Raw genomic sequence first — 12,705 nt, forward strand, 5'->3', positions numbered from 1 at the left:
GAATACAAGGCCGCATGGTATGGGCGCCAGCTCATCGTCATCGACCGCTGGTACCCATCCAGCCAAATCTGTTCCCACTGCGGTAAAAACAACGGCAAGAAGCCGTTGAACGTCAGGGCATGGACGTGCCCGTACTGCCACACAACCCATGACAGGGACGTGAACGCAGCCAAAAACATCCTCGCCGCAGGGCTTGCGGTGAACGTCTGCGGAGACGGACGCAAACACCACAACAACTAATCACGTTGTAGTGCGAAGCGTAGTCTGTGAAACAGAAAATCCTCGGCCGTGAGGCCAAGGAATCCCCCGCCTCTACAGGCGGGGGAGGATGTCAAGAAGACGGACCACAAGCTTTTTATGACTCAGCCAGTAGGTAGGTTTTTGTTACCTTGGCAGTTCTTGGGCCCGGCAAGAAGGAATAATCCTATGGGTGTTCTGATGGATTCGGCGCTTGTATCCCTGCTGAACGCCTACTGAGAGTCGGAAGGTGGCCTGACGCAGGCCACGGAGTGCGGGTGGGAGCATGTGACGATTGATGGTGGAAACTCGTTGTGCAGCAATATTTCCAAAAATTTTACGCATCTAGCATGGGGCACGACTTACAATGAAATCGTTGTCAGTCCGAATATCGAAGATGATGAAAGGAAACGAGTGCATGACGAGCAAGTCAACATATCGCAAGTTTGATCCGTGGCGCACGGCTCCGGTCAGTGAAGTGTCGCGTGAGACCGTGGTCTCCGGGCATTATTTCAACGTGGACCGCGTGTCTTACAATTCAGCGCCGATCGGCCATTTCCAACGCTATTTGTTGCAAGCCAACAACGGTGAGTCGGTGGGTGTGATCGCTGTCACTGAGGACGGCACGATCCCGCTCGTGGAGCAGTATCGTCTGCCGGTGCATCGCTGGACGCTGGAGATTCCGGCCGGACACTCCGATAATGGTGTGCTGAGCCCGCTGGAGGTGGCCAAACTCAAGCTCAAGGAAGAAGCCGGGTTTGAAGCTGAGCATTACCAGCAGATTTGCCGGTTCGTCAACTCACCGAGTTTCTCCACGCAGCATACGACGCTATTCCTGGCCCGTGGGTTGACTCCAGCGCACGCCGATGAGGAACGTTTGTTGACGTCCGTCCGGTTCGCCACGCCTCAGGAAGCGCTCGACATGGTCGAGTCCGGCACGATCATTGACGCGAAGTCGATTATTGCCGTGCAGGCTTTGGCTGCCCGTCCTGATTTGCTGCAATAACCTATGGTTGATTGATGTGGCACGCATGATGGCGGTCCCGGCCACGTCCATGTAAACGATGCGTATCCATAGGCATGCGGGGCTTGTACTATACTCAACAACGGTGCTCTTCAGGCGTGCGACGTTGCAGTGGTCGTGGATGATGAGCCGGGAGCCGCATGGACGAGGATGCGACGCTGCAGTTTTGGTGTCGCGTAAGGTGTGAAAGAGAAAAGAGCTATGGCAGAACACAACACGAATGAAGAAGCCGCCGAACTCGAGCAGGAAGTGTTGTCTGCACAGGAATTGGAGGCAGCGGCGCAAGACGCCGTGGAACAGGACCAACCAGCGCAACCGCGCAAACGTACCGTCGTGGTAGCTGAAGACGAATCCGTGAACCGTATGGATTTGGTCGCCATGCTTGAAGACAACGGGTATGAGGTGATTGGTGAAGCCGCCAACGGTGAGGAAGCGGTGGAACTGACGCGCACACTGCGTCCTGACGTGGTATGCATGGATGTCAAAATGCCGCGTATGAACGGCATTACCGCGGCCGGCATCATCTGTGATGAGAACATTGCGCCCGTGGTCATGCTGACCGCATTCTCGCAAGCCGATCTGGTCAAGCAAGCCATTGGCGCGGGTGCCATGGCATATGTGACCAAACCGTATGAAGTTTCCAAACTGCTGCCGGCGATTGAAGTGGCCTATGGTCGGTTCGCGGAAATCAATGATCTGCTCGATAGCGTGGAACGTAACGAGAACGAACTGCAGGAAACGCAGGAGAAACTCAAAGAGACCGAAGAGAAGCTCAAGAAAACCGAGGAAACGCTTGAAGAGCGCAAACTCGTCGACCGGGCCAAGGGATTGCTCATGGACCGGGCGAACTTCTCGGAACAGGGCGCGTTCCGGTGGATCCAAAAAACTTCGATGGACCAGCGCATTCCCAAGCGTCGTCTGGCACAGGCCATCATCGACAAGTATTCGCAAGAACCAGCGTCCGAGGACGAGTGAGTCTTGGATCCTACGTGACTAGCACGCACATGAACGGGACTGTATCCCCTGAAAATAGGGGATACAGTCCCGTTTGCATATTCAACTGCCAACTGCAGGTGCGTGCCAAACGCGAGCTGAATGACAAGGGTTCGGCGCACCATGGTGACTATGAGTGACACTTCATCGACACACGTTCCGGATACGCTGCTCGTCATTGACGGCCATTCACTGGCGTTCCGCGCGTTTTTCGCCCTACCCGTAGAAAGTTTCACCACGTCGCAAGGTCAACCCACGAACGCCGTCTACGGGTTTTTGACGATGCTCAGCGACGTCATCACGAATGAACATCCCACGCGTCTGGCCGTGGCGTTCGACGTGAAGGGTGGCACGTTCCGCAACGACTTGCTCGAGGAGTATAAGGGGACGCGTGAAGCGGCGCCGCAGGAACTGCTCAGCCAGTTGCCGCTCATCCAACAAGCGTTGCAAGCGTTGGGTGTGACCTATATCGAGCAACCCGGCTATGAGGGGGACGATGTAATCGGCACGCTGGCTTCAATGGGGCAACAAGCGGGGGACCGTGTGCTCGTATTGTCGGGCGATCGTGACGCGTTCCAACTGATTGATGACGACACCACGGTGTTGTATCCGGGGCACCATTTTAAAGACCTCAAACATATGACCCCTGCCGCTGTTGAGGAAAAATATGGCGTGACACCCGCACAATACCCGGATCTGGCCGCATTGCGTGGCGAAAAAGCCGACAACATTCCCGGCGTTCCCGGCGTGGGGGACGGGTTCGCAGCCAAATGGATCCACCAGTACGGTTCATTGCAAGGCATCATTGAGCATGCCGATCAGATCACTGGTAAAAAAGGCGAAGCGTTGCGCGACAACATCGACCAAGTGTTGTTGAACCGCAAAGTCAACGCGTTGGTGCGTGACTTGGATTTGGGTGTCAGCGTGGACGACCTGACCTTCGGCAACGTGGACCATGCCGAATTGAGCGCGTTATTCTCCGCGCTGCAATTCGGCTCACGCACGCGCACGAAAATCCTCAACGCATTCAGTAACAGCACAGCACAACCGGGTGCAGTGGACGTCGACGCCATTGCCGATAGTGACCAGCAACTGCAGATTCCCGTGCTGGACCAAGTGACGGATGCCGCCGCGCTGATAGCGTGGGCTGAACAGTATCTGCCGGCAGTCACGGACGATACCCAGACGACGAATGAGCCAGCAACCGGCGAGAACGCGGCCGGCCGCATGGACATTGTCACGCAATTGCATCAGCAGTCCAATGATTGCGAGGAAGCCGTCAACGCTTCATGGACACTGGTGGCAGTCGGCAATGCCAAACCGGGGGCGAGCAGCTTGAAGACTATCGTGCTGAGCGCACAAGGTCACGCGGTGGTCGTTGCCATGCGTGACACATCCCTGCACGATGCCGTGCAGCAAATCATCAGCACCCATGCGAACACGATGAGCGTACACGGATACAAAGCGTTGCTGCATATGGCGCAAAGTGCCGGTCTGAACGTGCCAATACCGCTGTTTGACACGAAGCTTGCCGGATACTTGGCCGATCCCGATTACACGGGACACACCATCGACGAATATGCCGAACATTTCCTCCGCATCGACGTTCCGGCCGTACAGACACAAGCCCAGGGCACGCTCGACTTTGACAATATGGACGACGAGACGCCAACCCAGGATGACAAGGACTTGGGCCTACAAGCCGCATTGGTATCGGCGATGGCACGGCATTTGGCGCGTGAACTGCAACAGCGTGAACAATATGCGTTGTTGCGATGCATTGAACTGCCCGTATCGGTCGTGCTATACCGCATGGAGCAGGAAGGTGCGGCCGTTGACCGTATGCGCCTGGACTCGTTGTTGGCGACGTTCGCTGAGGAATCCGGACGCATGGAACGCATGGCATGGGATGCTGCAGGCAGTGAATTCAACCTGTCGAGCCCGAAAAAAATCGGCAAAGTACTGTTCGAAGACATGGGACTGACACCATTGCGCAAAACCAAGTCAGGCCACTATACAACGAACGCAGCCACGTTGACCACACTCTATGCCAACGCGGAAGAAGGATCAGCCGCCTACGTGTTCCTTGGTGCCATATTGCGACACCGTGGAGTGAACAAATTGCAGCAAATCGTTCAAACCCTGATTGATGCGATCAATCGCACCGACGGGCATATCCATACCACGTTCGAACAAACCGTGGCCGCAACCGGACGATTAAGCTCCACCGACCCCAATCTGCAAAACATACCCAACCGCAACGCTGAAGGCCGAGATACCCGATCCGCGTTCATACCGGCAGAAGGATTCGACGCATTGCTGTCCGCCGATTATTCACAGGTGGAACTGCGGTTGATGGCCGACTTCTCCGGTGATGAAGCCCTAATTGACGCCTTCAAATCCGGCGCCGATTTCCACCGGTATGTAGCCAGCCTCGTCTACGGCATCCCTGTGGATGACATTAGCGGTGACCAGCGCAGTCACGTGAAAGCCATGAGCTACGGCCTGGCCTACGGATTGAGCTCATATGGATTAAGCCAACAATTGGGCATCACACCAAAAGAAGCGGACGCGCTCAAACAGCAGTACTTCCGCACCTTCGGCAAAGTCCATGAGTATTTGGAATCATTGGTGGCCACGGCCCGCGAACGCGGATACACCGAAACCATGTTCGGCCGACGCCGCTATTTCCCCGCATTGCGTTCACCGAACCGCATGGTCAGGGAAGCGGCGGAACGCGCGGCATTGAACGCACCCATCCAAGGATCAGCAGCCGACATCATGAAAATGGCCATGATCCGCGCCGAACGCGCATTGCGCTCGCAAGGAATGCGCAGCCGCATCGTGTTGCAAATCCATGATGAACTGGTCGTCCAGTTGGCTCCGGGAGAGCATGAGTCGGCTACAGCATTGGTCAAGGATGCCATGGAACATGCTGTGCAGTTGGCCGTGCCATTGGATGTGTCGACAGGCATTGGCACTGATTGGCAATTGGCGCAGCATTAAGCATGCATGGTGACCTTATTCGAGATAACCTCAGCTGATCATAGTCGCACACGTATGGCCGTGGAAGGGAAGAAACAATCATGACTACGAATCTCATGCAAGCCGTCAACGCGTTGGAAACGTTGTATCCGCTACGATATGCGGAAAGCTGGGATCATCCGGGGCTTATCGTCGGTGATTTATGCGATCCGGTCGATTCCATCGTGTTTGCGGCCGATCCGACGATGGATGTGGTTGAAGACGCCATCGCATCAGGCGCGAACCTGCTCGTCACGCATCACCCGCTGTTCTTCCGGGCTGTACATGAAGTGTCGGGGTTGGGTGTGCATGGCGCCATCGTCAACAAGCTCGTACGCGCCCATTGCGGATTATGGGTGGGCCATACGAATGCTGATGCTGCTTGGCGTGGCGTCGGCATGGCAGCGGCTGACGCGTTCGGATTGCAAGACCAGCAGCCATTGAAACCGATTGATGACCCTTCCACACCGCATGCCGTGGGATTGGGACGTGTTGGTGTGCTGCCCGAACCGATAAGCCTTGAGCAGTTCGCACAGCGGGTGGCCGCTGCATTGCCGTCGACGCAATATGGCATTCAAGTCAGTGGTCCCAAAGACGCGTCAATCCGCACGGTGGCTGTGCTGCCCGGATCCGGGGATTCGGAATTCGCGCGTGTCAACGCGCTCGGTGTGGATTGCTATGTGACCAGTGATTTGCGCCATCATCCGGCCACTGATCAGATGCAACAGGCAATCTACGAATCCCGTATGCGCGCTGAGGGCATCGCATTGGGAAACGGGGACGCGCAGACACGTCCCGTGTTGATCAATACGCCGCACAGTGCGATTGAATCATTGTGGTTCCGCTACGCATTGACCGATGTGCCCGACGCAATCGAACTGATCAGCGGATCGCGACCCGCTGCACGTTGGAACTCGACACCCACGGACCCGTGGGATTTCACGATCTGACGCGTCCGCATCGCGTTACAGCAACCACGTGGCGTCACGTCACATCGAAACCAGGGGAGCAAGCCATGACCGGAACCGGACACCAACAGCGCACGGACGCATCAGTACGCATGCGCGTCAACAAGGAACTACGCGCCTCGCACAGTGGTATCCGTATGGATACGCCGGCACGTGTCGTTGAATCCGCCTCCGTGTATGAAGGTGCCATATTCAGCGTGCAAGAACGCGTGGTGGAATTGACCGACGTGAACAATGAACCCGTGCGCATACATCGGCAAGTCGTCTTGCACGCCCCAGCTGTGGTCATGCTCGTGCATGATACTGTCAACGATCGCTATCTGATTGAACGCGAATACCGGGCGGGTGCCAACATGTTCGCCTACGGTCTGCCCGCTGGTTTGATTGACAAGGACGAAAATCCGGAGCATGCGGCGTATCGTGAATTGCGTGAGGAAACCGGCATTGTTCCCGACAATGTAGACTCATGCCAGCTCGACCATGTGCGCTCATGTTATTCCAGTGAGGGCATGAGTGACGAAATCGCACATATCTATGTCATGCATCTGACACACTATCACCATGAGCCACGCCATTTTGATGCTGACGAGCATGTGGAATCCGCATGGGTCAGCTGGACCGACCTACTCGCGCTGCCCATCAGCGCCTCCAACTCGGTCATTGCGATCCAACATGAACAATTGCGCCGTGTAACGGGGGTATGACGGCGCCGGATTCGGCTCGTTGTGCCATACTGAAGGGTATGCAAACTCGACCTGGATCCATGTATCCGCTCGGCGCCACATTTGACGGCGCCGGCGTGAACTTCGCCTTATTCTCCCGAGTGGCCGAACGTGTGGAACTCTGCCTGTTCGATGACGATGATAATGAAACGCGCATCGAAATGACCGAACAAAACTCATACGTCTGGCATATCTATATACCAGGCATCGTGCCCGGCCAACTCTACGGGTATCGCGTATACGGCCCTTACGACCCATCCCAAGGCTTGCGATGTAATCCCAGCAAACTGCTATTGGATCCTTATGCCAAAGCTATCGAAGGCAACATCGACGGTGACGAAAGCCTATACTCCTACTGGTTTGACGACGTCGACAATCCGTATCACGTCAATGACCTTGACTCCGCTGAACACACGATGAAAGCCGCTGTGGTCAACCCCTACTTCGATTGGGGCAATGACAAACACCCGTATACGCCATACAGCGACACAATCATCTACGAAGCGCACGTGCGCGGCATGACGAACCTAAGTCAACGTGTACCTGAAGAAATGCGTGGCACCTATGCTGGCCTGGCCCATCCCAACGTCATCAACTATTTCAAAGACTTGGGAATTACGGCACTTGAACTCATGCCGATCCACCAGTTCATCAACGATCCATTCCTGCAAGACAAGGGTCTGAACAACTACTGGGGATACAACACCATCGGCTTCTTCGCCCCCCATAACGCCTACTCGTCCTCCGGCCAACGCGGCCAGCAGGTCAACGAATTCAAAGCCATGGTCAAGGCCTACCATAATGCCGGCATTGAAATCATCCTAGACGTTGTCTACAACCATACGGCCGAAGGCAACCATCAAGGCCCAACCTTGAGCTTCCGTGGCATTGACAATTCGGCCTATTACCGTCTGGTCGACCACGACCGTGCACACTACTTTGACACCACCGGCACCGGCAACTCGCTGCTCATGCGTTCACCAGCGGCCCTGCAAGTCATCACCGACTCGCTGCGCTACTGGGTCAGTGAAATGCACGTCGACGGATTCCGTTTCGACTTGGCTGCCACGTTGGCCCGTCAATTCCAGGAGGTCGACAAACTGTCGGCATTCTTCGACATTGTGCAACAAGATCCCGTGATTTCGCGTGTCAAACTCATTGCTGAACCTTGGGATTTGGGCTCGGGCGGCTACCAGGTTGGTGGCTTCCCGCCGAACTGGTCGGAATGGAACGGCCGGTTCCGCGACTGCGTACGCGATTTTTGGCGTTCGCAACCTTCAACGTTGCCTGAGTTCACGAGCCGTCTGATGGGCAGTTCCGACTTGTATCAGATGAACGGCCGCAAACCCGTGGCTTCCATCAATTTCGTCACGGCCCATGACGGGTTCACACTCAACGATCTGGTCAGCTACAACGAGAAACACAACCAGGCCAATCTGGAAGACAACAATGATGGCGAAAGCAACAACCGTTCATGGAATTGTGGCGTAGAAGGCCCGACGAACATCAAGGATGTGCTTGATTTGCGTGACCGGCAGATGCGCAACATGTTCGCCACGCTGCTGTTCAGCCAAGGCATCCCGATGATTTGTGGTGGTGACGAGGTCGCCCGCACGCAGTTGGGCAACAACAACGTCTATTGTCAAGACAACGAATTGTCATGGACGCATTGGGATTTGCATGATTGGCAGCGCGACCAGCTCGACTATGTGACCAAACTCATCCATATTCGCAAAAACCATCCCGTGTTGCATCGCCGTCGGTTCTTCACAGGCCGCCTGCCCGAGGACGCACCCGACAAGTTGCCCCAGGTCGAATGGTTTGACCCTTCGGGTTCCATCATGGATATGGAAGCGTGGAGCAATACGCATGCGTTCTCAATCATGGTGTTCTTGAATGGCAAGGACATTCCTGAAGTGGACTGGTATGGCAACCGTATTGAAGACAACGATTTCATCCTGTTGTTCAACGCCCATTACGAATCGGTGCAGTTCACGCTGCCCAATGAGGATTATGGCAAGAAATGGCGTCTGCTGATTGACACGTTCAATCCCGACGGACCCGAACTCAATTATGAAGCGGGCTTCAACATCACCGCGCAACCACGCAGTTTCCTGCTGCTGATCAGTGTGGATGAACAGGACGCTTCATCCATGCTCTAATCCAGCCAAGGCCATAATTCCGGCAAATACGGCATCTAGCAAACCGCCTCCATGCATCGTGCGCATGGAGGCGGTTCTTGTATGCCATGGAAACGAAAACGGAAATACCCATTATTCCTGATGATGGCTGGGACGTAACGGGCCTTGCAAACTGGATTCAAACACGAGTTGCTCGTCGTTGCGTACGGCCTGCTCAAGTTCAAAATCGTTCGTGATACCCGTATTGCGTTGCACCAGCTGACGTTGGATACGATCCGATTCAATCGCCGCGATCTGACGGGAAAACACAATGAACCACCCAAGAAACAGCATGCCGGCAAGCGCTTCGACGTTGGTCAACGTGTTGTGTCCCATAATCCAGGAGATACCGGCGATCGCTGCAGCAAGCAACGCAATGTCACTGACGACGTACATGGTGCGCGACAGTTGGGGAGCCAACCATGGCAGGCTGATCAGCAACAATCCCATGATGCACGGCAACCCGCGGGCGAACACGTTGTGGATGAGCGGATGGGGAGTGTAACGGAACAAACCGATACCAATGAAACACAAGCCCGACAGCAACAACAGCACAGTCAACGCGCCAATACGAAAATAAAACCGCGGAATCTTGTAGCCCACATGAATCGTACGCAACACGTCGGGATTGTCAAAACGGACACGATACGTGGCGATCAGTTCGGAAATCGCAAAATAACTGATAATGATGACACATACGCCACCCACAATGAGCGTCGCGTTGAACATGCGTGCCGCAAACGTGGTGCGGTCACCCAACTGGGAGAAATTGTTGCGAAACCAATTGGGGTCGTTCGTGGTCATGCTTGCAGTGATCACGCCTGACACAATGAACAGCGGCAGCAGGGAAGCCAACGTTTTGGCATCCATAAGCTCGGCCTGCACAAACGTGATATACCCACTGATACCGCTGAACGCGGCGGTCAACGCGGGAATGTAATCAGTGAACAAGCTCGTGCCCATTGTCGAATTCGCCAAACTGAACAACATGAACGACGTCAAAAACAACGTGGCCGCATATACAATCGACAACGCAAGGATTTCAATACCACGCCGCAACGGACCCAACAAACCCGGAGTTGCACTGACCACGCGACTGCGATGCACATAGCCGACAATGAACGACACCACGCCACAGCAGGCAACGAAAGCGGCGCACACCATGAACCGGCGCATACTGACCTGCCAAATAGCGGACGCGTAGTCCATATACAGCATCATGCCCACGCCGCTAATGATGGCGCTGCACAAGAAGGAGACCAGTCCCGCAGATTCCGCTCGTTGGTGACGCCCCATGTTCATGCCCAGACCACACTCCTTGCCATGCAGTCATATTCTCACAAGGTGGGGAGTGGGCTATACCGCGGATGAACAATGCAATGATGCGAAACCATCACTGTAGTCACCCAAGCAAGAGGGTTGGAAGGTCTCAAGAAAGTCGACATCATTCCGAATCGTTCCGCAAATGCGTTCCAAACAATTCGGTGACCTGTGGAATCGTTGGAATTCCAACGATATAAGTCGGGCTGACAGGATTTGAACCTGCGACATTCTGCTCCCAAAGCAGACGCGCTACCAAGCTGCGCTACAGCCCGATGACTCATGGTTGCGGCACGCCGCAATCAGTAGCCGTTCCAAGGCTTGCTGAAAAGGTTTCTTTCAAGCTCGCCTTGGCACAATCGACGAGTATAGCATGAGGGTTGACATGTGGGCAATCGACGGAATGTCGCGCTGTGCGGATGCGGAAGACGGGGTGATTTGCCCGAGCCGTTCCGCGCTTGAAGAGCAGTTGAAGAGCACTTGGCTGGCATTTGGTCGGGGCGTGGAGAAGCGACGCACTTGTGTTGGTGCAATGCTGCAGCCCGGCCTGTGGTCTGGCCTGTGATTAGGATGGGGCATTATGACTTTACTCAACCAACCCAGCGTTGGAGCCGGCTCACAGGATTCGCATATTCCCGATCCGTGGCCTGCGCCGCTCGCCAAGGAACCTCTCGAAGCTGAAGTGACGATTCCGGGGAGCAAATCATTGTCGAACCGGTACTTGATTTTGGCGGCCCTTGGCACGAGCCCGGTGAGTTTGGTAGGCATGTTGCGTTCGCGCGACACACGTCTGATGTTGGACGCGTTGCGTGCATTGGGCGTGTCTTGTATTGAAGATCCGTTTGAGGGCACGACTGTGCAGGTCAATCCACCTGTGGACGGCCGCTTCCATGGCGTGGTTGACGTGTTTTGCGGTTTGGCGGGCACGGTCATGCGTTTCGTGCCGGGCTTGGCGTTGTTTGCCGACGGTCCCGTACGGTTTGACGGTGACGCGCAGGCGTATGCGCGCCCGATGGAACCGTTGCTGGACGGCCTGGTCCAGTTGGGTGCGCAAGTGTCGTTTGACGGTCAACCAGGCCGGTTACCGTTTACGGTCACGCCACCTGCCGAGCTTGCCGGCAGCGACGGGGCACGTCCCGTGGTCAGCATCGACGCGTCATCATCGTCGCAGTTCGTGTCTGGACTGTTGTTGATTGGTTCAAAACTTCCTTCGGGGCTCGAGTTGCGTCATGTGGGCGAGTCGTTGCCGAGCATGCCGCATATTCGCATGACGATGGAAGATATCCGTCAGGCCGGTGGTTCGGTATCGATGCCTGAGCCTGGCGTATGGGTGGTTGAACCCCATGCGCTGGCGATGCCTCTGGAAGTGGTGGTTGAGCCGGATTTGTCGAATGCCGCGCCGTTCCTTGGTGCCGCGTTGATTGCGGGTGGTTCGGTCAGCGTGCCGAATTGGCCGGCGCATACGACGCAGCCTGGCGGATTGTTGCCGTTCATGTTGGCGAACATGGGGGCCACTGTGACGTTGGATGACCGTCCATTTAACTCTACTGAGGATATGGCGTTGTTCCCCAACGGATATTCTGGATTGCTCACGGTGAGCGCGGGGGGAGCGTTTGCTGGGTTTGGGGTCGTTCGACATGTCGGCTGCCGGCGAGATTGCTCCGAGTATCGCAGCGTTGGCTACGTTGGCTTCCTCCGACATGGCATTGCATGGCATCGGTCATTTGCGCGGCCACGAAACGGACCGTTTGGCTGCGTTGGTCACTGAGATTCGTCGCGTTGGCGGCATTGCTGAGGAGTTGGAGGACGGCATCGCCATCCATGCGGTGCCTGCGTCCGCTTTGCATGGTGCGGTAATGGACACGTATGCCGATCATCGCATGGCCACGTTCGCCGCGATGCTGGGCTTGCGTATCCCCGGCATCCAGGTCAAGGATGTGCTTACGACACGCAAAACCATCCCTGATTTTGTGGGGTTGTGGACGCGTATGCTTGAACAAGTGCAGCGTTAAGCGCATTGTTGCGTTGCGTCCTGTGCCGGCCGTGCCAACTTCCGAGGAGGGTTGCACGGCCGGCATTGCATTAGGGTTCGTTTATTCGTAAAGGTTATGTGCAGAAGGTTCATTTCAGCTTGGCAACACGGCACTAGGCTGGCATGATGGAACCTGTTGAGGGGACAAGCGGCATCAGGCTGGTTCGTCCAGCCTGACTGCCCTGTCAGACGCGTTGTATCAACG

8 protein-coding genes, 1 tRNA gene and 1 pseudogene are annotated in these 12,705 nt (G+C 55.6%); 8 read left to right on the plus strand and 2 right to left on the minus strand.

Features of this window, described 5'->3' with window-relative positions; translation table 11 throughout:
- From BGLCM_RS04440 to glgX, 7 genes are all read left to right on the plus strand, one after another.
- Positions 1-240, plus strand: a 240-nt coding sequence (locus BGLCM_RS04440) for a zinc ribbon domain-containing protein (RefSeq protein WP_044084967.1), incomplete at its 5' end; no start/stop codon positions are given.
- Between the two features lie 415 nt (positions 241-655).
- The gene (locus BGLCM_RS04445; protein ID WP_044084968.1) at positions 656-1,243 is read left to right on the plus strand and encodes an NUDIX domain-containing protein; all 588 of its coding nucleotides are present in this window, start codon (positions 656-658) and stop codon (positions 1,241-1,243) included.
- Positions 1,244-1,462: 219 nt separating this feature from the next.
- A complete protein-coding gene (locus BGLCM_RS04450) occupies positions 1,463-2,236 on the plus strand; it encodes an ANTAR domain-containing response regulator (RefSeq protein WP_006293999.1) in 774 nt (257 codons plus the stop codon).
- 141 nt (positions 2,237-2,377) lie between these two features.
- Positions 2,378-5,260 carry a DNA polymerase I gene (gene polA, locus BGLCM_RS04455; RefSeq protein ID WP_006294001.1) on the plus strand — a complete coding sequence of 961 codons (2,883 nt, stop codon included), beginning with the start codon at positions 2,378-2,380 and terminating at the stop codon, positions 5,258-5,260.
- Positions 5,261-5,340: 80 nt separating this feature from the next.
- Positions 5,341-6,228, plus strand: coding sequence for a Nif3-like dinuclear metal center hexameric protein (locus BGLCM_RS04460; RefSeq protein ID WP_006294002.1), 888 nt, complete (start codon positions 5,341-5,343; stop codon positions 6,226-6,228).
- Between the two features lie 65 nt (positions 6,229-6,293).
- A complete protein-coding gene (locus BGLCM_RS04465; RefSeq protein ID WP_044084969.1) occupies positions 6,294-6,950 on the plus strand; it encodes an NUDIX hydrolase in 657 nt (218 codons plus the stop codon).
- A 38-nt stretch (positions 6,951-6,988) separates the two neighbouring features.
- Entirely contained in the window at positions 6,989-9,130 is a 2,142-nt protein-coding gene (glgX, locus tag BGLCM_RS04470) for a glycogen debranching protein GlgX (protein WP_187367850.1), read from the plus strand.
- A gap of 111 nt (positions 9,131-9,241) precedes the next feature.
- Here the strand turns inward: glgX and BGLCM_RS04475 are convergent, their stop codons facing one another.
- Together BGLCM_RS04475 and BGLCM_RS04480 are read right to left on the minus strand one after the other, a co-directional pair.
- On the minus strand, positions 9,242-10,444 hold the full coding sequence (locus BGLCM_RS04475; protein WP_044085062.1) for a hypothetical protein: 1,203 nt from the start codon (positions 10,442-10,444) through the stop codon (positions 9,242-9,244).
- A 225-nt stretch (positions 10,445-10,669) separates the two neighbouring features.
- A tRNA-Pro gene (locus tag BGLCM_RS04480) sits at positions 10,670-10,743 on the minus strand.
- A 305-nt stretch (positions 10,744-11,048) separates the two neighbouring features.
- On the opposite strand from BGLCM_RS04480, the pseudogene aroA reads away from it, so the two are divergent.
- Positions 11,049-12,480: pseudogene (gene aroA, locus BGLCM_RS04490) on the plus strand (3-phosphoshikimate 1-carboxyvinyltransferase).
- The last annotated feature ends 225 nt before the right edge of the window (positions 12,481-12,705 follow it).

The organism is Bifidobacterium gallicum DSM 20093 = LMG 11596, from assembly GCF_000741205.1.
Lineage (GTDB): Bacteria > Actinomycetota > Actinomycetes > Actinomycetales > Bifidobacteriaceae > Bifidobacterium > Bifidobacterium gallicum.